At 59.6% G+C, this 25,757-nt stretch carries 22 protein-coding genes and 1 other RNA gene; 9 read left to right on the top strand and 14 right to left on the bottom strand.

The window, feature by feature from the left end:
- Nucleotides 1-138: 138 nt before the first annotated feature.
- The 3 genes from ligA to ffs all read left to right on the top strand — a co-directional run bounded on the left by ligA (nt 139) and on the right by ffs (nt 4,143).
- A complete protein-coding gene (gene ligA, locus ACZ3HH_RS14595) occupies nt 139-2,496 on the top strand; it encodes an NAD-dependent DNA ligase LigA (protein ID WP_465805583.1) in 2,358 nt (785 codons plus the stop codon).
- Nucleotides 2,497-2,691: 195 nt separating this feature from the next.
- Nucleotides 2,692-3,855 carry a zinc-binding metallopeptidase family protein gene (locus tag ACZ3HH_RS14590; protein WP_465805581.1) on the top strand — a complete coding sequence of 388 codons (1,164 nt, stop codon included), beginning with the start codon at nt 2,692-2,694 and terminating at the stop codon, nt 3,853-3,855.
- 191 nt (nt 3,856-4,046) lie between these two features.
- Nucleotides 4,047-4,143, top strand: an RNA gene (gene ffs / locus ACZ3HH_RS14585) — signal recognition particle sRNA small type.
- A gap of 186 nt (nt 4,144-4,329) precedes the next feature.
- On the opposite strand, the gene ACZ3HH_RS14580 is transcribed toward ffs, so the two are convergent.
- Nucleotides 4,330-4,644 carry a helix-turn-helix domain-containing protein gene (locus ACZ3HH_RS14580; RefSeq protein ID WP_465805580.1) on the bottom strand — a complete coding sequence of 105 codons (315 nt, stop codon included), beginning with the start codon at nt 4,642-4,644 and terminating at the stop codon, nt 4,330-4,332.
- Between the two features lie 399 nt (nt 4,645-5,043).
- Here ACZ3HH_RS14580 and ACZ3HH_RS14575 point away from each other — a divergent pair, with 399 nt between their 5' ends.
- Nucleotides 5,044-6,744, top strand: a complete 1,701-nt coding sequence (locus tag ACZ3HH_RS14575) for a putative bifunctional diguanylate cyclase/phosphodiesterase (protein WP_465805578.1) — start codon at nt 5,044-5,046, stop codon at nt 6,742-6,744.
- A 5-nt stretch (nt 6,745-6,749) separates the two neighbouring features.
- Here ACZ3HH_RS14575 and ACZ3HH_RS14570 read toward each other — a convergent pair whose 3' ends face one another.
- On the bottom strand, nt 6,750-7,490 hold the full coding sequence (locus ACZ3HH_RS14570; RefSeq protein ID WP_465805576.1) for a substrate-binding periplasmic protein: 741 nt from the start codon (nt 7,488-7,490) through the stop codon (nt 6,750-6,752).
- Nucleotides 7,491-7,624: 134 nt separating this feature from the next.
- Between ACZ3HH_RS14570 and dnaX the strand changes: the two genes are divergently transcribed.
- From dnaX to recR, 4 genes are all read left to right on the top strand, one after another.
- Nucleotides 7,625-9,724 carry a DNA polymerase III subunit gamma/tau gene (dnaX, locus tag ACZ3HH_RS14565; protein ID WP_465805574.1) on the top strand — a complete coding sequence of 700 codons (2,100 nt, stop codon included), beginning with the start codon at nt 7,625-7,627 and terminating at the stop codon, nt 9,722-9,724.
- A gap of 67 nt (nt 9,725-9,791) precedes the next feature.
- Nucleotides 9,792-10,130, top strand: a complete 339-nt coding sequence (locus ACZ3HH_RS14560) for a YbaB/EbfC family nucleoid-associated protein (protein ID WP_007905413.1) — start codon at nt 9,792-9,794, stop codon at nt 10,128-10,130.
- A gap of 263 nt (nt 10,131-10,393) precedes the next feature.
- Nucleotides 10,394-11,431 (top strand): NADP-dependent oxidoreductase, encoded by a 1,038-nt coding sequence (locus ACZ3HH_RS14555; protein ID WP_465805571.1) that lies wholly within the window; start codon nt 10,394-10,396, stop codon nt 11,429-11,431.
- Nucleotides 11,432-11,505: 74 nt separating this feature from the next.
- Nucleotides 11,506-12,108 (top strand): recombination mediator RecR, encoded by a 603-nt coding sequence (gene recR, locus ACZ3HH_RS14550; protein ID WP_465805570.1) that lies wholly within the window; start codon nt 11,506-11,508, stop codon nt 12,106-12,108.
- Nucleotides 12,109-12,167: 59 nt separating this feature from the next.
- Here the strand turns inward: recR and ACZ3HH_RS14545 are convergent, their stop codons facing one another.
- From ACZ3HH_RS14545 to ccoG, 8 genes are all read right to left on the bottom strand, one after another.
- Nucleotides 12,168-12,716, bottom strand: a complete 549-nt coding sequence (locus tag ACZ3HH_RS14545) for an adenine phosphoribosyltransferase (RefSeq protein ID WP_367372239.1) — start codon at nt 12,714-12,716, stop codon at nt 12,168-12,170.
- Nucleotides 12,717-12,795: 79 nt separating this feature from the next.
- Entirely contained in the window at nt 12,796-13,530 is a 735-nt protein-coding gene (gene fnr, locus ACZ3HH_RS14540) for a fumarate/nitrate reduction transcriptional regulator Fnr (RefSeq protein WP_123360018.1), read from the bottom strand.
- Nucleotides 13,531-13,660: 130 nt separating this feature from the next.
- Entirely contained in the window at nt 13,661-15,043 is a 1,383-nt protein-coding gene (gene hemN / locus ACZ3HH_RS14535) for an oxygen-independent coproporphyrinogen III oxidase (protein WP_465805567.1), read from the bottom strand.
- A 214-nt stretch (nt 15,044-15,257) separates the two neighbouring features.
- Nucleotides 15,258-15,941 carry a sulfite exporter TauE/SafE family protein gene (locus ACZ3HH_RS14530; protein ID WP_465805566.1) on the bottom strand — a complete coding sequence of 228 codons (684 nt, stop codon included), beginning with the start codon at nt 15,939-15,941 and terminating at the stop codon, nt 15,258-15,260.
- Nucleotides 15,934-16,152: a cbb3-type cytochrome oxidase assembly protein CcoS gene (gene ccoS, locus ACZ3HH_RS14525; RefSeq protein WP_007905420.1), complete on the bottom strand. Its 219-nt coding sequence runs from the start codon at nt 16,150-16,152 to the stop codon at nt 15,934-15,936. The genes ACZ3HH_RS14530 and ccoS overlap by 8 nt, the downstream gene beginning before the upstream one ends.
- Before the next feature lie 22 nt (nt 16,153-16,174).
- Nucleotides 16,175-18,625: a heavy metal translocating P-type ATPase gene (locus ACZ3HH_RS14520; RefSeq protein ID WP_465805563.1), complete on the bottom strand. Its 2,451-nt coding sequence runs from the start codon at nt 18,623-18,625 to the stop codon at nt 16,175-16,177.
- A gap of 174 nt (nt 18,626-18,799) precedes the next feature.
- Entirely contained in the window at nt 18,800-19,339 is a 540-nt protein-coding gene (locus ACZ3HH_RS14515; RefSeq protein ID WP_460146948.1) for a FixH family protein, read from the bottom strand.
- Nucleotides 19,340-19,350: 11 nt separating this feature from the next.
- Complete coding sequence (ccoG, locus tag ACZ3HH_RS14510) at nt 19,351-20,766, bottom strand: cytochrome c oxidase accessory protein CcoG (protein ID WP_465805561.1); 1,416 nt, start codon at nt 20,764-20,766, stop codon at nt 19,351-19,353.
- 366 nt (nt 20,767-21,132) lie between these two features.
- Between ccoG and ACZ3HH_RS14505 the strand changes: the two genes are divergently transcribed.
- Entirely contained in the window at nt 21,133-22,131 is a 999-nt protein-coding gene (locus ACZ3HH_RS14505) for a metallophosphoesterase family protein (protein ID WP_465805559.1), read from the top strand.
- Nucleotides 22,132-22,248: 117 nt separating this feature from the next.
- On the opposite strand, the gene ccoP is transcribed toward ACZ3HH_RS14505, so the two are convergent.
- Genes ccoP through ccoN form a run of 4 tightly spaced genes read right to left on the bottom strand, consistent with a single transcriptional unit; the run spans nt 22,249 to nt 25,470 of the window.
- The gene (ccoP, locus tag ACZ3HH_RS14500; protein ID WP_123360010.1) at nt 22,249-23,232 is read right to left on the bottom strand and encodes a cytochrome-c oxidase, cbb3-type subunit III; all 984 of its coding nucleotides are present in this window, start codon (nt 23,230-23,232) and stop codon (nt 22,249-22,251) included.
- Nucleotides 23,229-23,414 carry a CcoQ/FixQ family Cbb3-type cytochrome c oxidase assembly chaperone gene (locus ACZ3HH_RS14495; RefSeq protein ID WP_003175465.1) on the bottom strand — a complete coding sequence of 62 codons (186 nt, stop codon included), beginning with the start codon at nt 23,412-23,414 and terminating at the stop codon, nt 23,229-23,231. The genes ccoP and ACZ3HH_RS14495 overlap by 4 nt, the downstream gene beginning before the upstream one ends.
- Nucleotides 23,415-23,419: 5 nt before the next feature.
- The gene (gene ccoO, locus ACZ3HH_RS14490; RefSeq protein WP_009042961.1) at nt 23,420-24,028 is read right to left on the bottom strand and encodes a cytochrome-c oxidase, cbb3-type subunit II; all 609 of its coding nucleotides are present in this window, start codon (nt 24,026-24,028) and stop codon (nt 23,420-23,422) included.
- Nucleotides 24,028-25,470 carry a cytochrome-c oxidase, cbb3-type subunit I gene (gene ccoN, locus ACZ3HH_RS14485; protein ID WP_123360008.1) on the bottom strand — a complete coding sequence of 481 codons (1,443 nt, stop codon included), beginning with the start codon at nt 25,468-25,470 and terminating at the stop codon, nt 24,028-24,030. Before ccoN ends, ccoO begins: the two co-directional genes overlap by 1 nt.
- Nucleotides 25,471-25,757 lie beyond the last annotated feature (287 nt).

The following is a 25,757-nucleotide window of genomic DNA, read 5'->3' as shown; positions in this document are numbered from 1 at the left end:
ACCGCATTAGCTGATTTTACGACGGCTTCGCCGCCGAGCGGGAGCAAGCTCCCTCGCCACAGTGTCCACAGCTTTGCGCTACCGTATTTAAAAGATTGAGCAGCCTCGGCTGCTCTTTTGCTTTATGAGAGAACACCCATGACCGCCGCCAAAAACCGCATTCTAGAGCTGCGCGCCGAGCTCGATCAGCACAACTATCGCTATCATGTGCTGGACGAACCCAGCATTCCGGACGCCGAGTACGATCGCCTGTTCCACGAGCTCAAGGCCCTCGAAGCGGCCCATCCCGAATTGATCACCAGCGACTCGCCGACCCAGCGTGTCGGCAGCGCAGCGCTGTCGGCGTTCACTCAGGTGCGTCATGAAGTGCCGATGCTCAGCCTCGGCAACGCCTTCGAAGAAACCGACATGCGCGAATTCGATCGCCGGGTGACGGACGGGCTGGACCTGCCGGTCGGCGACTTGTTTGGCAGTGGCGCAGCGGTGGAGTACAGCTGCGAACCCAAGCTCGATGGCCTGGCGGTCAGTCTGCTCTATCAGGACGGTGTGCTGGTGCGCGGCGCCACCCGCGGCGATGGCACCACCGGTGAAGACATCAGCGTCAACGTGCGCACCGTGCGCAATATTCCGCTCAAGCTGCATGGCACCGGCTGGCCGGCGACCCTGGAAGTGCGTGGCGAAGTGTTCATGTCCAAGGCCGGTTTCGAGCGTCTCAACGCCACGCAACTGGAAGTGGGCGGCAAGACCTTCGCCAACCCGCGTAACGCGGCAGCGGGCAGTTTGCGACAGCTGGATTCGAAGATCACCGCCAACCGTCCGCTGGAATTCTGCTGCTATGGCATCGGCCAGATTTCAGCCGATATTGCCGACACGCACATTGGCAATCTGCAGCAACTCAAAGCCTGGGGGATGCCGATCAGTCATGAGCTGAAACTGGCGCACGGCATCGAAGAATGCCTGGATTACTACCGCGACATCGGTGAGCGTCGCAATGCGCTCCAGTATGAAATCGACGGTGTGGTGTTCAAGGTCAACAGCATTGCTTCCCAGCGTGAACTGGGTTTCCGCGCTCGCGAACCGCGTTGGGCGATTGCCCACAAATTTCCGGCGATGGAAGAACTCACCGAATTGCTCGACGTGGAATTCCAGGTCGGTCGCACCGGTGCCGTGACGCCGGTGGCACGCTTGAAACCGGTCAGGGTTGCGGGCGTCACCGTGGCCAATGCGACTTTGCACAACATGGATGAAGTTGCGCGGCTGGGTCTGATGATTGGCGACACCTTGATCATTCGTCGCGCCGGTGACGTGATTCCGCAAGTGGTGCAAGTGGTCACCGAACGCCGCCCGGAGAATGCCCGTCCGGTGCAGATTCCCGAGCAGTGCCCGGTTTGCGGCTCTCATGTCGAGCGCACGCAACTGGTCAAGCGCAGCAAGGGTCGCGAGACCATCAGCGAGGGCGCGGTGTATCGCTGCGTCGGGCGTCTGGCCTGCGGTGCGCAACTCAAGCAAGCGATCATTCACTTCGTTTCGCGCCGCGCCATGGACATTGAAGGTCTGGGCGAGAAGAGCGTCGAGCAACTGGTGGATGAAGGCCTGGTGAGTTCGCCGGCCGATCTTTACGCCCTGACGTTCGAGCAGATCGTCGACCTGGAAGGCTTTGCCGAGCTGTCGAGCAAGAACCTGCTCAGTGCAATCGAAGACAGCAAGCAGCCGAGCCTGGCACGGTTCATCTACGCCTTGGGCATTCCCGATGTCGGCGAAGAGACGGCCAAGGTCCTCGCGCGCTCTCTCGGCTCGCTGGAGCGGGTTCAGCAGGCGTTGCCGCAAGTACTCACGTACTTGCCGGATGTCGGGCTGGAAGTGGCTCACGAGATTCACAGCTTCTTTGAGGACGCGCATAACCAGCAGGTGATCAAGGATCTGCTCAAGCATGGCCTGCAGATTCAGGATCAAGGCGAGCTGGGCGCCGAGTTTGCCGCCAGTACCACGCTGGGAGGCTTGCTCGACAAGTTGCACATTCCGTCGGTCGGGCCGGGTGGGGCGCAGAAGCTTGCGGACAAGTTCGGCTCGCTCGAAGCGGTGATGAGTGCTGATTGGCTGGACATGCGCCAGGCGCTGCCGGAGAAACAGGCGACTTCGGTTCGCGAGTTCTTTGCGGGGACCGAAAATCGTCAACTCGCCGAGGCGGCCGAAAAGCAGCTGCGTGATTTCGGCATGCATTGGCAGAGCGAGAAAAAGGTGGTCGAAGGGTTGCCGCTGGCCGGGCAGACTTGGGTGTTGACCGGTTCGCTGGAGCTGATGAGTCGCGATGTGGCCAAGGACAAACTTGAAAGCCTCGGCGCCAAGGTGGCCGGTTCCGTGTCGGCCAAGACCCATTGCGTGGTCGCCGGCCCGGGTGCGGGATCGAAGCTGGCCAAGGCCAATGAGCTGGGGTTGAAGGTGCTGGATGAAGAGGCGTTTGTGGCGCGTCTGAAGGAATACAACATCTCGATCTAGCGCGGGACCTGTGGCGAGGGGGCTTGCTCCCGTTCGGCGGCGAAGCCGTCGCAAATCCTGCTTGCACGGTATTTCTGACAGATCGCGGTTGCCGGTTCTGGGGCCGCTACGCAGCCCAACGGGAGCAAGCTCCCTCGCCACAAGATCTTCTTGTGGGAATGATCTAGTCTTGGCAGGCCTCAGGGAGAGATCGCCATGTACCGCTTCTTCGAACAGCTCAGTTCACGCATCGCCGCGCCCTTCATGGGTGAGCGTTTGCGCAACAGCAAGGTCTGGCATTGCCGTTGTGGGCAGTCGCTGTTCTTTCGCAACAGTCAGTGCCTGGCCTGTTCGGCAGCGCTGGGCTATCAGCCGCAGCAGAGTCGCTTGTCTTCGTTGCAACCTGGCCCACAAGTGGATACCTGGTTGCTCGACGCCGATCCTGACGCCGGTGTGTTCCGCCGCTGCGCCAATCTCGACTCTCCGGCCGCATGCAACTGGCTGCTGACGGCCAATGATCACGATGCGTTATGCATTGCCTGTAGCCTGAATCGCACCATCCCCGACCTGGCGATCCCCGAGAACCATGAGCGCTGGCGCAAAGTGGAAATCGCCAAGCGTCGTCTGGTGGCGCAGCTGATTAGCCTGGGCTTGTCAGTCATTCCGAAATCCATGGATGAAGACATTGGTCTGGCCTTCGACTTCATCGGTATCGACCTCGAAGGCAAGCCGCCTACCACCGGGCATGCCAACGGTCTGATCACCCTCGATGTCAAGGAAGCCGACGACGCCCATCGCGAGCAGGTTCGCGTGCAGATGCACGAACCTTATCGCACGCTGCTGGGGCACTTTCGTCACGAGGTCGGGCATTACTACTGGGACCGCTTGGTCGCCAACAGTCATTGGCTGGAACCGTTCCGCGATCTGTTCGGTGACGAGCAAGCAAGCTACGCCGAGGCCCTTGAGCGGCATTATCAGCAAGGCGCGCCGCTCGACTGGCAGCAACATTACGTCAGCGCCTACGCGACCATGCACCCTTGGGAAGACTGGGCTGAAACCTGGGCTCATTACCTGCACATGATGGATGCGGTGGACACCGCGCTGGGTTTTGGCATGAGTGCGCAGGAAATGGATTTCGATTACCAGCCGTTTCCGCCGAGCACGCTATTCGACCCGCAGCACCCCGGCGGCCCGGCGTTCCTGTCGTTCGTCAACGCATGGATCGAACTGGCTGGCATGCTCAATGAATTGTCACGCAGCATGGGTCAGCCGGATTTCTATCCGTTCGTCCTGCCGCCGGCGGTGATTGCCAAGCTGCACTTCATTCACCTGGTGATCCAGCAAGAGGGCGGCAGGGCGGATGAGGTGTTGGCGCAGTAGGATCAAAAAGATCGCAGCCTTCGGCAGCTCCTACGCGCCTGTGGGCGCCGCCGCAGGCTGCGACCATTTAAAGGTCAGCGCATGTCCTTGAAGCGGCTCATATTTTTTAATCCACCCGAACGGTTGTAACTTCGTCTCAGATAGGTACAATGGCGCGGCTCGCCGTCAGGTGAGCGTCGTTATGGTGACCCCATCGGTCCCCCCGCAACGATTACCCGTGAACCTGGTCAGACCCGGAAGGGAGCAGCCACAGCGGGAACATTGTGTGCCGGGGTGTGGCTGGTGGGGTTGCCTCCATAACGCAGCACGAACCCTCTTTCGTGTTTTCTATCTAAAAATACTGTTTTATTTCCCCTGCCATGGAGCTCATCCAGGGCGGTGTTTCGTCGTTTCCGAATTAAAAAGCGGATACAAAAAAAGGAGGCCGATCTGTCGCATTCGACAGATCGGCCTCTTTTTTTTCATTTACTGGCACTAAGGCTTGGACAAGGCCTGGTCAACCGCTGCGATCAGCTTTCCCAGATCCTTCGGGGTGGCTTTGTGTATGACGCTGAACAGGTATGCCCGCTGTTCATCTTCGTCTTCCAGATCTGCGAAAAAGGCTTTCAGTTTCACGCCCAGCGCGTCGGCAAGCAAAAACAATGCTTCCACGCTGGGGGTATAGGTGCCGGTTTCGAAGCGACTGATGGTTTTGGGGTCAAAACCGGTTTTTTCGCCGAGTTCAGCCTGAGTAAGCCCTGCGACCTTACGATAGCGTCGGATGGCCAGACCCAAACTTGAAATTTGCATCGCTCAATTCCCATTTAGAATCAAGAACTTAACGATAGTTTTTTGCATTAGGCAACCGCATGATCCATCACCTTGCTTTGCAAAATGTGATGCATTTCGTAGAATCGCCGCTTCGAACGAGTTTTTGGTGAGCTGCCTTCTGAAGTTTAGGCGATGCGAAACAGCCAGCATTGCATTTCCTGCCGGGTATACGTAGAGGCCGCTGGCGGTCTGAAGCCTCGCGAAATATTACCAGAGTCGGTGTTGTTACTTTGCCCTTGATCTTCGGTGGTCCGGGGGGGCATCAAATGCTGTTCATGGAGTGATAACGTGTCTCTGCGCAGTACGTCTCAAAACACCTCTTCCGGGCATCCTGCGCTGGTCGAGCGGTACCACCGCTAGCGACAGTGAGCCTGACTCATGGATGAGAAATACCGCAGGGCCGTGGATGCCGCCGCCATTTTTTCCGAGACCGATCTGGACGGCCGGATTACCTACGTCAACGATCAATTCTGTGACGTGTCCGGCTACAGCCGCGAGGAACTGCTGGGGCAGAATCATCGCCTGCTGAACTCCGGCTTGCACTCCGTCGACTTCTTCGCCGCCATGTGGCGCACCATCGCCTTGGGCAGTATCTGGAAGGGCGAGATCTGTAATCGCGCCAAGGATGGCAGCCTGTATTGGGTCGACAGCACCATGGTGCCGGTGCTTGATGATGCCACCGGGCGCGTTCACCGATACCTGTCGATTCGTTTTGACATCAGCGAAAAACGTCAACTGTTGCAAACCCTGCAATGGCGGGTCGGGCATGACGTGCTGACCGGGCTGCCCAATCGCGCGTTCCTCTCGGAATTGCTGGATCAGGCACTGGAATTCTCTCGACATGAAAACATTCCGTTGGCGGTGTGCATGCTTGATCTTGACGGATTCAAGGCGGTCAACGACGGTTATGGTCACGCCAGTGGCGATCTGTTGCTGGTGGAAGTGGCCAAGCGTTTGCGTGACATTGTGCGCGGCGAAGATGTGGTGGCGCGATTGGCCGGTGATGAGTTTGTGCTGGTGTTGCGCTATGTGCGTGATCTAGCGGAATTGCGCGCAGCACTGAATCGCGTGTTGGGGGCGATTTCGGCGCCTTACACACTGCACGGCAAGGACATCAATGTGTTTGCCAGTATCGGTGTCACCCTGTTCCCCCACGACAACGAAGATGCCGAAACCCTGCTGCGTCATGCCGATCAGGCGATGTACGTGGCCAAGCAGGGCGGGCGAAACCGCTTTCATCTATTCGATGTCTCACGGGATCAAGAGGTCAAGGCCACTCACCAGACCGTCGAGCGAGTACGTCAGGCGCTGGTCGCCGGTGAATTGCGCGTGCATTTTCAGCCCAAAGTGAACATGCGCCGAGGTGTGGTCGTCGGTTTCGAAGCGCTGTTGCGTTGGGAGCACCCGCAAAACGGCATGGTGCCACCCCGGGAGTTTTTGCCGCTGGTGGAGGACACCGACCTGATCATCGATATCGGTGAATGGGTAATGGATCAGGTTTTGTCGCAGTTGCACCGTTGGCAGCAAGCGGGGCAGGCCTGGCCGATCAGTATCAATATCGCGGCGCGACATTTTCAGCGCGCCGATTTTGTCGACCGGCTCAAGCACGTACTCGCTCGACATGCCCAGGTTGCCCCGCAGATGCTCGATCTGGAAATCGTCGAGTCGGTGGCGATCGAGAATATCCAGCATGTCAGTGCCTGTTTGCAGGCCTGTCAGGCGTTGGGGGTGCAGTTTTCGCTGGGTGACTTTGGCACTGGTTACTCGTCCCTGAGCTATCTCAAGCGTTTGCGAACCCAAACCATCAAGATCGATAAGTCATTCGTGCGCGACATTCTGATTGATCGTGACGACCTGGCCCTGACCAAGGCGGTGATTGGTCTGGCCCGCGCGTTCGGTCGGCAGGTGATTGCCGAGGGGCTGGAAAGCCTTGAGCATGGTGAGTTGCTGTTGCGGCTGGGATGCGAAGTCGCTCAAGGCTATTTCATCGCTCGCCCGATGCCGCCCGGTGAAGTGCCGAGCTGGGTGGCGGGATTTGTCGCCCCGTCACAATGGCAGACGCTTGATCAGACAGCCTGAACTGGCTAAGGCTTGTTACCGGTATAGAGCCGGATAATGTCATCGATCTCCCCGGACGTTTTCATTTGCAGCAACGTGTTCAGAATGCGTTGCACGGGTACTTTGGGGTCATTGCGCACGTAGCAGCCGACGGTTTGTTCATGTACCAGCGCTACGCTTTGCAATTGCTGGTCGGGTAGCAGGCGCTGGTTGAACCAGTCCAGGGTCCATTGGTTGCTCACCGCGTAGCGGTAGCGTCCGACCAGCAGTTTTTCCAGCACCTGTTCCTGATTGCGCGCGTCATCGCGGTGCAGTTGGTCGGCGTCGAACAGCGATTGCAAGGTCGGGTAGCTATAGCCACGCACGGTGCCGATCGACTGGTGCGGCAGCTCTGCCGGGTTGACCGTGTCGGGTGAGCCTCGCCGACCAATCAGCAAGTCGCGCTGAACCAGCAGCGGAACGCTCCAGATATAGTTGCCGGACTGATTAGGCAGCCAGGATGTTGAGATATAACAGCGCACATCGACTTCGCCATGCTCCATGGCGTTCTGCACCCGTGCCCGAGGCAAAATGTGAAACTCAGCCGGCACGCCGACTTGAGTCGCCAGGCTGATCATCATGTCGAGCAGGATGCCTTGGGTCGGTCGGCCACGCTCGATCTGCACCATGGGCATGGCCCAGCTGTCGGACACGACAAACCGCAATGGCGCCTCGGCGGCCGCGACGCTCAGGCTGATCAACAGCAATGCCCCCAAGGCAAAACGCATAAACGCTCCGATATGAGCCAATAAAAGCCTCCACAAAGTGCAGCTTAGCCAGAATAGGCGAGCGCACCGGATGCAATTTTGGCCTTGCTCCGCTAGCATTAGCCGCTTCTGTTCCTTCGTTGCGACGGTTTTCGATGAGTTATCAGGTTCTTGCACGTAAATGGCGTCCGCGCTCGTTCCGCGAAATGGTCGGCCAGACCCATGTGCTCAAGGCTCTGATCAATGCCTTGGACAGCCAGCGGCTGCACCACGCGTACCTGTTTACCGGTACCCGCGGGGTCGGCAAGACCACCATCGCGCGGATCATCGCCAAATGCCTGAACTGTGAAACAGGTATCACTTCGACCCCCTGCGGCGAGTGCTCGGTGTGCCGCGAAATCGATGAGGGTCGCTTCGTCGACCTGATCGAGATCGACGCCGCGAGCCGGACCAAGGTCGAAGACACCCGCGAGCTGCTCGATAACGTGCAGTACGCGCCGAGCCGCGGGCGCTTCAAGGTCTATCTGATCGACGAAGTGCACATGCTCTCCAGCCATTCCTTCAATGCGCTGTTGAAAACCCTTGAAGAGCCGCCGCCCTACGTCAAGTTCATCCTGGCGACCACCGATCCGCAGAAGCTTCCTGCAACGATTCTTTCGCGGTGCCTGCAGTTCTCCCTGAAGAACATGACCCCGGAACGGGTGGTCGAGCATTTGACCCATGTGCTCAGCGTCGAGAACGTGCCGTTCGAAGACGACGCGCTGTGGCTGCTGGGCCGCGCCGCCGACGGTTCGATGCGCGACGCCATGAGCCTGACCGACCAGGCCATCGCCTTCGGTGAAGGCAAGGTCATGGCTGCCGACGTGCGGGCCATGCTCGGTACCCTTGATCACGGCCAGGTCTACGACGTTTTGCATGCGCTGATCGAAGGCGACGCCAAGGCGTTGCTCGAAGGCGTGCGCCATCTGGCCGAACAAGGCCCGGACTGGAACGGTGTGCTCTCGGAAATTCTCAATGTGCTGCACCGTGTCGCCATCGCCCAGGCCCTGCCTGAAGGCGTCGACAATGGTCATGGCGACCGTGATCGCGTATTGGCTCTGGCCCAGGCATTGCCGGCTGAAGACGTGCAGTTCTATTACCAGATGGGCCTGATCGGTCGCCGGGACTTGCCGCTGGCGCCGGACCCGCGCGGCGGTTTCGAAATGGTCCTGCTGCGCATGCTCGCGTTCCGGCCGGCAGACACTACGGACGCACCGAGGCAACCGCTAAAGACAGTGGGGATCAGCCAGGCCACAGTTGATTCCGCAAATTCAGTGGCTGCCGCGCGGGTTGTTGCGCCGGTAGTCGCTACGGCCGTTACACCGGCTCCAGTTGCGCCCGTAGTGGCACCGGCCCCTGTCCCGGTAGCTGCGCCTGAGCCGGTCGCGCCTGTGGCTGTGCCCGTGGTCGCGCCAGAGCCTGAGCTTGTTGCCGAACCCGTAGCGGTCGAAGAAGTCGTCGATCTGCCGTGGAACGACCCGGTAGAGCCGGAAGTTGTCCAGCAGCCCGCCGTCGAGCCGGTGCTGGAAACGGCTGGCGAACAACCCGAATTGCCGCCGATGCCCATGCCGACCCCGGACAGTGTGGTGCCGGATGCGCCGGAATGGGCAGCTGCGCCGATTCCGGAACCGTCCATGGCCGAAGTCGATGCCGCCACGCCAGGTATGGACCAGGACGACGAGCCGCCGCTGGACGAGGACTACATCGAGCCAGACATGGATTCGGCCTACAGTTACCTCGACGAACTGGCCAGTGAGCACACCGCCGAACCTGCGCCGGAGCCCGAGCCTGAACCGGCCGCGATGCCGGCCACCGGTCTGGCCCTGCAATGGCTGGAGGTGTTCCCGAAACTGCCGGTGTCCGGCATGACCGCCAGCATCGGCGCCAACTGCACGCTGATCGCCGTCGATGGCGACAATTGGCTGTTGCACCTGGACCCGGCCCACAGCGCCTTGTTCAACGCGACTCAGCAACGTCGCCTCAACGATGCACTGAACCAGTTCCACGGGCGTACGCTGACCTTGAGCATGGAGCTGATCAAGCCCGAGCAGGAAACCCCGGCTCAGGCCTCATCCCGCCGTCGTGCCAACCGTCAGCGTGAGGCCGAGGAATCGATCCACGGCGATCCGTTCATCCAGCAAATGATGCAGCAGTTCGGGGCGGTGGTCCGTCACGATACTATTGAACCTGTCGAGGCCCTGGTCAGTCAGGACTAATAACTGAAGGCGCTTGGCCGCATTTGCCGGGCGCTGTTTTTATCCAAGTACTTTTGAGGTGATTCCCATGATGAAAGGTGGCATGGCCGGCCTGATGAAGCAGGCGCAGCAGATGCAGGAAAAAATGGCCAAGATGCAGGAAGAACTGGCCAACGCCGAAGTCACCGGTAAAGCCGGCGGCGATATGGTCACCGTGGTGATGACCGGTCGTCACGACGTCAAGCGCGTGACCATCGATCCAAGCCTGGTCGAAGGCCTGAGCGAAGACGACAAGGAAATGCTGGAGGCGGTATTCGCCGCAGCCGTCAACGACGCCGTACGCAAGATCGAAGCCAACAGCCAGGACAAAATGTCCGGCGTGACCGCTGGCATGCAATTGCCACCGGGTATGAAACTGCCATTCTGATTCGCCAACGCGCATCGGATGGGTTACAAAAAAATGCCAGGCATCGCGCCTGGCATTTTTGTTTCTGTCTGTTGGAAGTAGGGTGCCTGTGAGGCAGCCATCGCGGGCAAGCCCGCTCCCACAGGGATCACCTGAATCCTGTGGGAGCGTGGCTTGCCCGCGATGAAGTCACCTAGGTACAACTGACGAAACTTCGAACGCGACAGCGCCACAAAGGTCTGCTCCCTATACAGCCGAAATTCATCGATCAAGGAGACGTTCACATGCCGCAAGCATTGACCCTCAACCAGCGTATCGTTCTGGTGTCCCGCCCGGTGGGCGCGCCGACGCCAGAGAATTTCCGCCTGGAACGGGTAGCGCTGCCAGACCTGGCCGATGGTCAGGTACTGCTCAAGACGCTTTATCTGTCGCTCGATCCCTACATGCGCGGTCGTATGAGCGACGCGCCGTCCTACGCTGCACCGGTAGAAATCGACGAGGTGATGACCGGCGGGGCTGTCAGTCGTGTCGAGCGCTCGTTGCATCCTAAATTCCATGAAGGCGATCTGGTGGTCGGCGTCACGGGGTGGCAGAGTCACAGCATCAGTGACGGGCGCAACATCATTCCGATCCCGTCCGGGCTACAGAGCCCGTCGATGGCCCTGGGTGTACTGGGCATGCCCGGCATGACCGCCTACATGGGGTTGATGGACATCGGCCAGCCCAAGGAAGGCGAAACCCTGGTAGTAGCCGCTGCGTCCGGCGCGGTGGGGTCGGTGGTCGGCCAAGTGGCGAAGATCAAGGGCTTGCGAGTGGTCGGTGTGGCCGGCGGCGCGGATAAATGCCGCTACGTGGTCGAGGAGCTGGGCTTTGATGCCTGTATCGATCACAAGCGCCCGGACTTCGCCGAAGAGTTGGCGCTGGCCTGCTTCAAAGGTGTCGATATCTACTTTGAAAACGTCGGTGGCAAGGTGTTCGATGCGGTGCTGCCGCTGCTCAACCCCAAGGCGCGGATTCCTCTTTGCGGTCTGATTGCGTCCTACAACGCCAATGAGAAGCCGAGCGGGCCAGATCGCTTGCCACAATTGCAGCGCACGCTGCTGACCAAGCGCGTGCGGATTCAGGGCTTCATTGTGTTCGACGACTACGGTGACCGTCAGCCAGAGTTCATCAGCGCAATGGCGCCATGGGTGCGTGACGGCAAGGTGAAATTCCGTGAAGACGTGGTCGACGGCCTGGAGAACGCGCCCCAGGCGTTCATCGGTCTGCTGGAGGGACGCAACTTCGGCAAACTGGTGGTGCGGGTTGCGCGGACTGAGTAATTGACGCTGCTATTTGACGCTAAACAGAGGCGCGGGTATAAACCGCGTCTCGTTGTTATGTCGGACTTTTTTCCATGAGCTTCAGCCCTTTGATTCGCCAACTGATCGATGCCCTGCGAGTTTTGCCGGGTGTGGGTCAGAAAACTGCCCAGCGCATGGCGTTGCAACTGCTTGAGCGGGATCGCAGCGGCGGTTCGCGACTGGCCCAGGCGCTGAGCCAGGCCATGGAAGGAGTGGGCCACTGCCGCTTGTGCCGCACGCTGACCGAGGACGATCTGTGCCCGCAATGCGCCGATCCACGCCGCGACGACACCTTGCTGTGTGTGGTGGAAGGTCCGATGGATGTTTACGCAGTGGAGCAGACCGGTTTCCGCGGTCGCTACTTCGTGCTCAAAGGCCACCTGTCGCCGCTCGACGGGCTAGGGCCGGACGCCATCGGCATTCCACAATTGATGGCGCGGATCGAAGAGGCGGGCACGTTTGCCGAAGTCATCCTCGCCACCAACCCGACAGTAGAAGGCGAAGCCACGGCGCATTACATCGCCCAGTTGCTCAGCAACAAAGGCCTGATCGCCTCGCGCATCGCCCATGGTGTGCCGTTGGGTGGCGAGCTGGAATTGGTGGACGGCGGGACATTGGCGCATTCGTTTGCCGGGCGTAAGCCGATCTCGTTGTAACGGTGCTGTCTGGACGGACGCCTTCGACTTGCCCGCGATGGCGTCAGTACAGACGCTGCTTATTTATCGGTAAGGGCAAACTGCGTCAGACAGAAAGTAGGAATCCCCATGTCTTCCAGCCGCTGCGAACCACCCAGCTCCGGCAAATCAATGATCGCCGCCGCTTCATGCACCCGCGCGCCCATGCGCCGAATCAGGTTGGCCGCCGCGATCAGCGTGCCGCCAGTGGCGATCAGGTCATCGAACATCACCACCGCATCACCCTCGCACAGGCTGTCGGCATGGACTTCGAGAAACGCTTCGCCGTACTCGGTGGCATAACCCTCGGCCAGCACGTCGGCCGGAAGTTTGCCCTGCTTTCGGAACAGCACCAGCGGTTTGTTCAACTGATAGGCCAGGATCGAACCGATCAGGAAGCCACGGGCATCCATGGCGCCGATGTGGGTGAAGTCGGCTTCGACGTAACGATGGGCAAAGCTGTCCATCACCAGGCGCAGGGCCGTGGGTGACTGGAACAATGGGGTGATGTCGCGAAAGATCACGCCCGGCTTGGGGAAGTCGATTACGGGGCGGATCAGGGATTTGATGTCGAAGGAGTCGAAGACCATCGTCGAGGTGTCCTGGCGGGCTGCAAACGTCGCAGTATAACGGCGGCTGAACCGTTTCGCTCAGCCGCAATCGTCGCTATCAGCCTTCGAGCGAACCGCCGGCCAGGGCGCAGAGCTGGATCGGGTCGAGGATGTGGATTTCCTTGCCTTCAGCGGCGATCAGTTCGTTTTGCTGGAAACGGGTGAACACCCGGGACACGGTTTCTACCGCCAGGCCCAGGTAATTGCCGATTTCGTTGCGCGACATGCTCAACCGGAACTGGTTGGCCGAGAAGCCCCGGGCGCGGAAACGTGCCGACAGGTTGACCAGGAAAGTGGCGATGCGCTCGTCGGCGGTTTTCTTCGACAGCAGCAACATCATTTGCTGATCGTCGCGAATCTCGCGGCTCATTACCCGCATCAACTGACGGCGCAGTTGTGGCAGTTGCAGGGCCAGTTCGTCGAGGCGATCGAAAGGAATTTCGCACACCGAGGTGGTTTCCAGGGCTTGCGCCGAGACCGGGTGCTTTTCAGTGTCCATGCCCGATAGGCCGACCAGTTCACTCGGCAAGTGGAAGCCAGTGAGCTGCTCTTCGCCACCATCGCTCAGGCTGAAGGTTTTCAGGGCGCCGGAGCGTACTGCATAAACGGAATCGAACGTGTCGCCCTGGCGAAACAGAAACTCGCCTTTTTTCAGCGGGCGACCACGTTTGACGATATCGTCCAGCGCATCCATGTCTTCCAGATTCAGAGAAAGTGGCAGGCAGAGCGGGGCCAGGCTGCAATCCTTGCAATGGGCCTGACTATGAGCGCGCAGCTTTACTGGCTCGGACATTTCTTTAATCCTTGTGGGAAAAACACACATAAGCTGTAAGGGTAACCCACGGGAGGACATTCAGGCACGCGGCGATTTTGTCGCAGGGTCGTAAAATCAGCATTTAGCAGACCGGCCAGTGAGCTGATGGCTAGATAACCCGTGAAAACCGCTGGCGATTTTGCTGTTCCAGGTACGCGTCGAACACCATGCATACCGAGCGCACCAACAATCGTCCGGCGGGCAGTACGGTAATCCGTTCATTATCAAGTTCGATCAGTCCGTCGTCGGCCATTCCCTGCAACTGTGGCCAGAGTTCGCCGAAGTAACCCTGAAAGTCGATGTTGAAGGCTTGTTCGATCTGGGCGAATTCCAGGCCGAAAGTGCAGATCAGTTGTTGGATGACCGCACGTCGCAGGCGGTCATCGGCGTTGCACAGCAGACCACGGCTGGTGGCCGGCTGTGCGCTGGCCAGCGTGTTCTGGTACTGATTCAGGTCGCTGCTGTTTTGGCAATACAAGTCGCCGATCTGGCTGATGGCCGACACGCCCAGGCCAATCAGGTCGCAATGACCATGGGTGGTATATCCCTGGAAGTTGCGTTGCAGGGTCGATTCTTCCTGAGCAATCGCCAGTTCATCGTCGGGCAGCGCGAAGTGGTCCATGCCGATATAGCGGTAACCGGCCTTGGTCAGCTGCTCGATGGTTCCCTGGAGCATTTCCAGTTTTTGCGCCGGTGTCGGCAGTTCGTCGCTGTTGATCCGCCGTTGTGGCATGAAGCGTTCCGGCAGATGGGCGTAGTTGAACACCGAGAGCCGATCCGGTTGCAGGCTGATGACTTCGTCGACGGTGCGGGCGAAGTTTTCGGGTGTCTGCTTCGGCAGGCCGTAGATCAGATCGATGTTGATCGAGCGAAATTGCAGGGTCCGGGCGGCATCGATCACCGCACGGGTTTCTTCCAGGCTTTGCAGGCGATTGACCGCCCGTTGCACCGCCGGATCGAGGTCTTGAACGCCAATGCTGACCCGGTTGAAGCCCAGTTCCCGGAGCAGGCCCATGGTCGACCAGTCGGCCTCGCGAGGGTCAATCTCGATGCCGTAGTCGCCGGAATCGTCGTTCAGCAGATTGAAATGCTTGCGCAGCTGAGCCATCAACTGGCGCAGTTCATCATGGCTGAGAAAGGTCGGTGTGCCGCCGCCGAAATGCAATTGCTCGACTTTCTGCGAGGGGTCGAGATGGCAGGCAATCAGCTGGATTTCCTGTTCCAGGCGCTGCAAATAGGGCAGGGCGCGGCCGCGGTCTTTGGTGATGACTTTGTTGCAGGCGCAGTAGTAGCAAATGTTCGCGCAGAATGGCACGTGCACATACAGCGACAGCGGCCGCAAGGCTTTACGGCTGTCGCGCAGGGCGTGAAACAGGTCGAAGGTGCCGACCTGGCCGTCGAATTGTACGGCGGTCGGGTACGAGGTGTAGCGCGGTCCCGCCAGGTCGTAACGGCGGATCAGATCAGTGTCCCAACGAATGGCGTCGAGCATGCGGGCATTCCCCCGGATAGGCTGGCAGTGTGGGCGAGTCTAGGGGGAGGAGCGTATGGGCATGTTGATTTGCATCAACGGTCGGGATTTGTGTTGTCGGTGCGGGCCTCATCGCGGGCAAGCCCGCTCCCACAGGGTTGTGCTTGGACCACCAAACTGGGCAATCCTCAATTCCTGTGGGAGCGGGCTTGCCCGCGATGGGGCCGACGCCGATCTAATGGCCCATCAACCAATGCTGATGCGGCCCCGGCAAGGTCCAGATACCAAACACCATCACCAGCAAGCCACCGGTCATGCGTACGCTGCGTTTGCGCAACAACGCTGTGACGCGCTCGGCAGCCAGCCCTGTGGCGAGCAGCACCGGCCAGGTGCCCAGCCCGAATGCCAGCATCAGCAATGCACTGTCCAGCGCATTGCCCTGGCTCGCCGACCACAGCAATGTGCTGTAAACCAACCCGCACGGCAGCCAGCCCCAAAGTGCGCCCAGCAGCAGGGCGCGGGGCACGTTCGACACGGGTAATAGTTTGTTGGCAATCGGCTGGATATGCCGCCACAGGCCGCGACCGAGGCTTTCGATGCGGGTCAGACCGCTCCACCAGCCGGCCAGGTACAGGCCCATGGCGATCAGCAGCAGTCCGGCGAGGATGCGCATGAACATCGCCGCCGGGCTATTGGCCACGGCCCAACCGGCCAGGCCGATCAGCAGGCCGGCCGCGGCGTAGCTGAGAATTCGCCCCAGGTTGTAGGCCAGCAACAATCGAAAGCGTCGGCTGCGCTGTTCCTTGGGAATTGCCAGGGTCAATGCGCCCATCAATCCGCCGCACATGCCCAGGCAATGCCCGCCACCGAGCAGGCCGAGGATCAGCGCAGACACCAACAGTGGCGCCAACTCAAGCATGGGGCGGCGCCTTGTCGTCCGGTTTGGCCGGATGGCCGCTGGCCTCGTCGACCGCTGCCTTGTGGTTCGGGTCCTGATCGTCGAACAGGATGCTGTGGGCCGGACCGTCGAGGTCGTCGTACTGACCGCTGTCGACTGCCCAGAAGAAAATATAGATAGCGATGGCCACGATCAGCAGCGCGGCCGGGATCATCACGTAGAGAGCTGGCATCTGGACTCCATGCCCGCGCAGCTCAGGCCGGCAGCGGGCGGGTTTCTGGCGTGGTGCTGGTAGCCGGCGCGCTTGGCAGGCGAGTCAGGCGCAGGGCATTCAACACTACGGTCAACGAACTGATGGACATGCCAACCGCAGCCCATACCGGAGTGATCCAGCCGAGGGCGGCGAACGGCAACATGAGGCCATTGTACAGCGCTGCCCACAGTAAGTTCTCGATGATGACCCGACGGGTCCGACGGGCCAGGCTGAAGGCTTGCACCAGCGCGTCGAGGCGGTTCGACAGCAGCACCGCGTCGGCACTGGTTTTCGCCAGATCGGTAGCCGAGCCCATCGCCACGCTGATGTCGGCGGCGGCCAGCACCGGCACATCGTTGACTCCGTCACCGAGCATCAACACCTTGCGACCTTCCTTGTGCAGTTGTTGCAGCACCTGCAATTTATCGTCCGGACGCAAACCGCCACGGGCCTCGTCGATGCCCAATTCGGCAGCGACGCTGGCAACCATCGGTGAGCTGTCGCCGGACAGCAGCAACGTGCGCCAGCCGCGAGCCTTGCAGGCCGCCAACAGGACGGGGGCGTCGGCGCGCAAACGGTCGTCGAGTACAAACCACGCCAGCGGCCCTTGATTGTCGCCGAGCAGCAGCCATTGGCCGGGCTCATCGGGCATTACTGGCACTTGAGCGCCGCTGAGTTCGCAGACAAACCCTGGCTGGCCAATGCGCAGGCGTTGTGCGCCGACCAACCCCTCCAGGCCCAGGCCCGGCGTGCTGTGCACTTCTTCAGCGGCCAGCGGCGCGCGACCAAAAGCCCGGGCAATCGGGTGTTCGGAGCGGTTTTCCAGGGCGGCGGCGAGGCTCAGGCATTGATCGCTGGTGAAGGCACCAAGCGGCCGGATCGAACGCAAGGCCAAGCGGCCTTCGGTGAGGGTGCCGGTCTTGTCGAAAATCACCGTGTCGATCTGATTCAGGCCTTCCAGCACATGACCGCGCGTCAACAAAAGACCGAGCTTGTGCAGCGTGCCGGTGGCGGCGGTGAGGGCGGTTGGCGTGGCCAGCGACAAGGCGCACGGGCACGTGGCAACCAGCATCGCCAGGACAATCCAGAAGGCTCGCGATGAATCCAGTTCCCACCACAGCAGGCCTATGGCGGCCACCGCGATAAGCGACAACAGCAAAAACCATTGGGCGGCGCGGTCGGCGATTTCCGCCAGTCGCGGCTTTTCGGCCTGGGCGCGATCCAGCAGGCGGACGATGGCCGACAGTCGCGTGTCCTGTCCCAGCGCCAGGACTTCCACGGTCAGCGCCCCTTCAACGTTCAAGGTGCCGGCGGTGACGGCGTCACCCGGGGTCCGTGGTTGTGGCAGGTATTCGCCGGTGAGCAGGGATTCGTCGATGCTCGACTGACCGTCGAGGATCTTGCCGTCGGCCGGCAGAATTGCGCCGGGATGCACCAGCACCTGATCGCCGACACGCAACTCGCTGAGCAGAATCCGCTCGCTTTGGCCGTCAGCGCTCAGCCGCAGGCAGGAAGCGGGCAACAGATTGACCAGTTGAGCGGTCGCGGCGGCGGTGCGTTCGCGGGCACGACGTTCCAGATAACGCCCGGCCAGTAGAAACAGCGCGAACATCCCTACCGCATCGAAATACAGCTCGCCGACCCCGGTGATTGAGGTCCAGATCCCGGCGATATAGGCACTGCCGATCGCCAGCGACACCGAGACGTCCATGGTCAGGTGACGGGTGCGCAGATCACGCATCGCGCCCTTGAAGAACGGCGCGCAACTGTAAAACACAATCGGAGTGGTCAGAAACAGCGCGACCCAGCGCAGGATGGTGTGTAGCTCGGGGCTGAGGTCAATGTTGAATTCCGGCCAGGTGGCCATGGTCGCCATCATCGCCTGGAACCACAGAAGCCCGGCAACGCCGAGTTGACGCAGGGCCAGACGGTTTTCACTGGCCAGTTGTTCACTGGCGCGGTCGGCCTGATAAGGGTGGGCGGCGTAACCGATGTGGCGCAATTCGCTGAGCACTTGGCTCAATGGCAATTGCGCGTCGGCCCAGCGCACATGCAGGCGATGGTTGGACAGGTTCAGACGTGCTTCGGCCACCGCTGGCAAGGCGCGCAGGTGCTTTTCGATCAGCCAGCCGCAGGCGGCGCAGCTGATGCCTTCCATCAGCAAGGTGGTTTCGGCGAGTTCGCCTTCGTGGCGGACAAAGGGTTGCTGCACATCGGCGCGGTCGTAGAGCTCCAGCTCGTCCACCAACTGTACCGGCAAGGCTTCGGGGTTGGCCGAGGCCTCACTGCGATGCTGGTAATAGCTTTCCAGCCCACCGGCCACGATTGCCTCGGCCACTGCCTGGCAACCCGGGCAGCAGAACTCGCGGGTTTCCCCGAGGACGGCGGCCGTGAAGCGACTGCCGGCCGGGACGGGCAGGGCGCAGTGGTAGCAGGGGGTTGGACTGGTCATGTTTGTTGCCATGAAAACCATTGTGGCGAGGGAGCTTGCTCCCGCTCGGCTGCGAAGCAGCCGTAATACTGAGAACTCGCTATGTCTGAAAGGACCGGTTTGCAGGTTTCAGGGCCGCTTCGCACCCCAGCGGGAGCAAGCTCCCTCGCCACATTTGATCGCATTCGCAGGTGCTTATTTTTTCAGGTCTTCCGCACCCTGCAGCGGCTCATCACCGAGCAGCAGATCCTTGGCATGGCTGACCTGTTCCTCTTCGAACATGCGCCAGGTCTTGTCATCCTGCACACCCAGCAACTCGACAAAGCGACGACCTTCAATCTTGTCGCTCAACTGGCCGATGTAGCGGCCTTGTTCGGTTTCGCTGCGGGCCAGGGTGATCTTGCGATCTTTCTCCGGTTGGGTTGGCGAAATCAGGTTCAGCTCAAGGGTTTTCGGCTGGCTGTTGCCGCTCAGGCGCAGGTCGACTTCGCCGGTCACGTCATCCAGGTGCACACTGGCACGCAGCTGCAGGGTCTGGGCCAGCAGTTCGCGGTCCAGCGAACGGTTAATACCCTTGCCGGCCTCGTAATAGTTGTCGTTGACCAGGTTGTCCGGGTTGTTCACCGCGATGGTCACCATCGACAGGGTCAAAGTCACCGAGCAGGCCAGGATGGCGATGATGATCCACGGCCAAAGGTGCTTGTACCAGGGACTTGCGGCAGTTGCTGCGGGCATGATCACTTCTCTCAACGAATTTGTGGGCCGATGAATCGGCTCTTGGCTTCAACGTGGACGTTGGCGTCATCGGCATCCTTGAGGATGAATTTCACCTCGTTGGTGCTCGACGGCAGTTGTTCCGGTGCGCTGGACAGTTCGACCGGCTGACTGAAAATCTCCCCGGCGGCAACTTTGATCTCGCGCTTGCCTTGCAGCTTGAGATCCGGCAGGCCGGTGGCTTCCAGCACATAGGTATGGTCGCGCTGATCCTTGTTCATGATCTTCAGGCTGTAGACGTTTTCGATCCGGCCTTCGGCGTTCTCGCGGTACAACACGCGGTCTTTGCTGACATCGAAACCCACCAGCGAACGCATGAAGAATGCAGTCATCAGCAACGCGATCATCGCCAGCAGCACCGTGGCATAGCCGATCAGGCGCGGACGCAGTTTATGGGTTTTTTGCCCCGACAGGTTGTGCTCGGTGGTGTAGCTGATCAGGCCACGCGGGTAGTCCATCTTGTCCATGATGCTGTCGCAGGCGTCGATGCACGCCGCGCAGCCAATGCATTCGACTTGCAGGCCGTCGCGGATGTCGATACCGGTGGGGCAGACCTGGACGCACATGGTGCAGTCGATGCAATCGCCCAGGCCCTGAGCCTTGTAGTCGATGCCTTTCTTGCGCGGGCCACGGCTCTCGCCACGGCGCGGGTCGTAGGAGACGATCAGCGTGTCCTTGTCGAACATTACGCTCTGGAAACGTGCGTACGGGCACATGTAGATGCACACCTGCTCGCGCAACCAACCGGCGTTGCCGTAGGTGGCGAGGGTGAAGAACCCGACCCAGAAATACGACCAGCCATCGGCCTGGCCGGTGAAGAAATCGAGCACCAGTTCGCGAATCGGTGAGAAGTAACCGACGAAGGTCATGCCAGTCACTAAACCGATCAGCAGCCACATCGTGTGCTTGCTGAATTTACGCACGAACTTATTGGCGCTCATCGGCGCCTTGTCGAGCTTGATGCGCTGGTTGCGATCGCCTTCGGTGACTTTTTCGCACCACATGAAGATCCAGGTCCAGACGCTTTGCGGGCAGGTGTAGCCGCACCAGACCCGACCGGCATACACGGTGATGAAGAACAGGCCGAAGGCACTGACGATCAGAATGCCCGAGAGCAGGATGAAATCCTGAGGCCAGAAGGTCGCGCCAAAAATGAAGAATTTACGCTCCGGCAGGTTCCACCAGACGGCCTGATGACCGCCCCAGTTCAGCCACACCGTGCCGAAATACAGCAGAAACAGCCCGGCACCGCCGATCATCCGCAGATTGCGGAACAGGCCGGTGAAGGCGCGGGTGTAGATTTTTTCTCGAGAGGCGTAGAGGTCGACGCTGTTGTTCGCGTTCTTGGCAGGCGGAGTGACGTCGTGTACCGGAATCTGATTGCTCATCATTGCATCCCACGGCAGTGGAAAAATGCCTCGGTCAGTACGTGCCGACCGCGGTCAAAAAGAGGTGTTGCAGTGGCGCAATGATACGCCTGTAGCTCTGGGTCAAGGGTGCGACCTTTGGTCGCGTTGGGTGACGGGGGCGGATGGTGTAGCGGATGTAACAAGTCGTGACCCAGATCAATTGACTATAGCTGCTTCATGGCGCTGGCCTTGGCCGGTTACGGTGGAAAATGGGAGGTCGACATATCTGTTAGTAATCCAAAAGGTTGCACTAATTGTCTTGTCGTTCGTATTGCCATAAGTTTGGAGGCGCAGCATATAACGCCTGTGTATTTAAATAACTATCGTGTCATGAAAAGGATTTCTATGAACTTAACCTTTAGTTCCCCGCGATGGCTGGGACTATTTTTAATATTGACCGGGTTTCCGGCATGGGCCGTTGAAGAATTGCCCGGGCACTTGATCTTCGCCTCTGATTCGCAATATCCGTGGAGTGATCTGACCGATGCCGATATCCGTGATCCGAATGTCGAAAAGCGTTCGGCTGAGCTGATTGACGCGCAATATTCCAGTATGGCCAGTTTTCGCAAGCTCAATGGCGGCGCGGCTCGCGTACCCGTCATGATCAATGGAGACATCACGTCGTACGGGCATGGTGGCGAACGTTCGTTCATGCGTACCGTGTTCGAGGACAAGCTGGAGGGCGCGTATGACTACGGCCTGGGTAATCATGATTACGCCAATAACGTAGATGATTGTTTTCTCAATAACTGTGCGGCCGGGAGTGTTGATGATTTAAAAAACCGTTATTGGGGGCGTGTTGATTCGATGGACTTGGCTGCCCGAGCATCGGGGTTAGGCAAGACTTATTACGGCAGCCTCGCCTATTCAAAAACCTTCGGTGATGTGCACATGGTTCAGTTGCACAAGGAGCCGACTTATACCGTGACCTTCACTTCAGGGATCGTTAAGACAACCACCTATGAAATCACCGATGCGCTTGACTGGCTGGATAAAGATCTGGCTCGGGCACGGGCTGACGGAAAGATCATTATCTTGAACATGCACAAGGTCTATGACTGGAGAAAGGCTAGCGCGGCTCAGATCAAGCGCTTCAGGGAGATGATCAACACCTACAAGGTTACCGCGGTGTTCGGTGGTCATGACCATTGGGGCGTTGGATGGTATGGCCGTGGGGAAGAGCTTTTTGGCGATGTGCCGGTTTTCCTGAGCGGATCGTCTTCGCAACAAACGTATCTGATCGCCAGTTTTATCGAGGACAGGCAGAGCCTTGAGGTCAGCGTCGTCAAAGGCAACAACTGGTCCACTCGTCGAATAGCCGCCGAAGCGCGAGTGCACAAATAACAGGAACCGACCCACGCCTCGCGTCATCTGTACAGCCACCGCTTAAGCCGAGGGCGAATAAAAAGGCCCCGCCAACTTTCATTGGCGGGGCCTTTATGCATCGCTCAGGCTTGGATCTTACTGGGCGTCTTCCGCCGGGGCTTTCTCACCATGAGACAGGCTGTAGACGTAAGCGGCCAGCAGGTGAACCTTGTCGTTGCCTTGCAGCTGTTCTTGCGCAGGCATCTGGCCCTGACGGCCATAACGGATGGTCTGCTGCAGTTGAGCGAAGCTCGAACCGTAGATGAACGCCGCCGGGTGGGTCAGGTTAGGTGCACCCATCGCTGGAGTCCCTTTGCCTTCCGGGCCGTGGCATGCCACGCAGTTGGCGGCAAACAGTTTCTGGCCCGCAACCGGGTCAGCCTTGGTGCCTTCCGGCAACTTGCGACCATCGAGGTTGGTCACCACGAACGCGGCAACGTCAGCGACGCCTTGCTCGCCGATCACTGCAGCCCAGGCCGGCATCACGGCATGACGACCGCCCATGATGGTGGTCTTGATGGTTTCTGCCTCGCCACCCCAGCGCCAGTCGGCGTCGGTCAGGTTAGGGAAACCGTAGGCGCCTTTGGCGTCGGAACCGTGGCAGACCGAGCAGTTGGAGGCGAACAGGCGGCCACCCATCTTCAGGGCTTGCGGGTCTTTGGCGACTTCTTCGATCGGCATGGAAGCAAACTTGGCGAAGATCGGGCCGAACTTGGCGTCCGACCTGAGCATTTCCTTTTCCCACTCGTGAACACCGGTCCAGCCAGTCTGGCCGTTGGCGAACGCGGTCTGCTTGTCGTTATCGAGGTAGTTGTAACCCGGCAACAGGCCTTTCCAGTTACCCAGGCCCGGGTACAGCACCAGATAGCCGAGGGCGAAGATGATGGTGCCCACAAACAGCATGAACCACCATTTCGGCAACGGGTTGTCATACTCCTCGATCCCGTCGAAGGAGTGACCGACCGTTTCATCGGTGGATTCGCTGCGCTGGCCCTTGCGGGTGGACAGCAGCAGCCAGGTCAGGGCGAAGATGGTGCCGAGACTGAGGACTGTGACGTACAGACTCCAGAACGTAGTCATTCTTTGTTACTCCTAGAAGCTTGCTCGACGTGCTTGATGGCTTCGGGATCATCCGCGAAAGGCAGCAAGGTCGCGTCTTCAAACTCCGACTTGCGCTTGGGGCTGAACACCCACAGCGCCAGACCGATGAAGGCCACCATCACAACAACGGTGCCCAGGCCACGAATCATCCCGATATCCATCTAAATCACCGTTTGCTTTTGATGATGGTGCCCAGGCCTTGCAGATAGGCCACCAGCGCGTCCATTTCGGTTTTGCCCTTCACAGCATCCTTGGCGCCGGCGATGTCTTCGTCGGTGTAAGGGACGCCGAGCGTGCGCAAGACTTCCATTTTCTTGGCGGTGTCTTTGCCGTCGAGCTTGTTTTCCACGAGGAACGGGTAAGCCGGCATTTTCGACTCAGGCACTACGTTGCGCGGGTTGTACAAGTGCGCACGCTGCCAGTCATCGGAGTAACGACCGCCGACACGGGCCAGGTCCGGACCGGTACGCTTGGAACCCCACAGGAACGGGTGGTCCCAAACGCTTTCACCGGCGACCGAGTAGTGGCCGTAGCGTTCGGTTTCAGCACGGAACGGGCGGATCATCTGCGAGTGGCAGCCGACACAACCGTTGGCGATGTACACGTCACGGCCTTCCAGCTCAAGGGCGGTGCGAGGCTTCATGCCCTCGACCGGCTTGTTGGTGACGTCCTGGAAAAACAGCGGAACGATTTGAGTCAGGCCGCCGATGCTGACGGCGATAACCATGAAGAAGGCCAGCAGGCCAATATTCTTCTCGACTGCTTCATGCTTCATCAGTGAGCTCCAACTACAGCAATCTGTTCAGCAGCTTTGGCTTCAGCCGGGTTCGAGGCACGTACGGTACGCCATACGTTGTAGGCCATGAACAGCATGCCGCTGGCGAAGAACGCACCGCCCAGGGCGCGAACGATGAAACCAGGGTGGCTGGCTTGCAACGCTTCAACGAACGAGTAGGTGAGGGTGCCGTCATCGTTGATTGCACGCCACATCAGACCTTGGGTGATGCCGTTGACCCACATCGACGCGATGTACAGAACGGTACCGATGGTCGCGAGCCAGAAGTGCGTGTTGATCAGGCCGATGCTGTGCATCTGCGCACGACCGAACAGTTTCGGGATCATGTGGTAGATCGCGCCGATCGAAATCATCGCTACCCAGCCAAGAGCGCCGGCGTGTACGTGGCCGATGGTCCAGTCGGTGTAGTGCGACAGCGAGTTGACGGTCTTGATGGCCATCATCGGGCCTTCGAAGGTCGACATGCCGTAGAACGCCAGCGATACCACGAGGAAACGCAGGATCGGGTCGGTGCGCAGCTTATGCCAGGCGCCCGACAGGGTCATCATGCCGTTGATCATGCCGCCCCAGCTTGGTGCCAGCAGGATGATCGACATCGCCATGCCCAGGGACTGAGCCCAGTCTGGCAGTGCGGTGTAGTGCAGGTGGTGCGGACCGGCCCAGATGTACAGGGTGATCAGCGCCCAGAAGTGCACGATCGACAGACGATAGGAGTAGATCGGACGCTCGGCCTGCTTCGGAACGAAGTAGTACATCATCCCCAGGAAGCCAGTGGTCAGGAAGAAGCCCACGGCGTTGTGGCCGTACCACCACTGGATCATTGCGTCAGTTGCACCGGCATAGGCCGAGTAGGACTTGAAGAAACTGACCGGCAGGGAGGCGTGGTTGACGATGTGCAGCATCGCCGTCACGACGATGAAGGCACCGTAGAACCAGTTACCGACATAGATGTGCTTGGTCTTGCGCTTGGTGATGGTGCCGAAGAACACCAGACCGTAAGTAACCCAGACGATGGCCAGCAGAATAGCCAGGGGCCATTCCAGTTCCGCGTATTCCTTGGTGGTGGTGTAACCCAGCGGCAAGGTCACGATCGCGCCGACGATCACCGCTTGCCAACCCCAGAAGGTGAAGGCCGCGAGGCTGTCGGAAATCAGTCGCGTTTGGCAGGTTCGCTGCACGACGTAATAGGAAGTGGCAAACAACGCACAACCACCGAAGGCGAAAATCACCAGGTTAGTGTGCAACGGGCGTAAGCGTCCAAAAGTCGTCCACGGCAGACCGAAGTTCAATTCCGGCCATACGAGCTGTGAGGCGATGAAGACACCAAGCCCCATGCCAAGGATCCCCCAGACCACCGTCATGATGGCGAACTGGCGGACTACCTTATAGTTATAAGCAGTCGGACTGATTGCTGTGCTCATTCTAAGGTTCCACGGTTTGGGTGTTTTATTAGGAGTAAAAATCGGCCGCAAGTATGGAGAAAGCGGGGGGTCATTGCAACGCGCCATGACGTGGGTCAATGCTTTCAAAAGCTGATTCTGCGGCCTTTCCATGCGCCGCGTAAGGACAAAATTGCCCCTGGACAAATGTCGCAGCGGATGAAAATGGTGAGGGGGTCAGGTCGGATGTAACGGGGTGTGTTCAAACACAACGATCGGGCGCTGAATGGCAATTGGCATGGCAGCCGGTATCTACCAGCCTTTGCGGC

The organism is Pseudomonas sp. PME37.24/025 (assembly GCF_055556615.1).
Note: the sequence above shows the minus strand (reverse complement) of the source record. Positions and strands in the feature narration are given on the sequence as shown.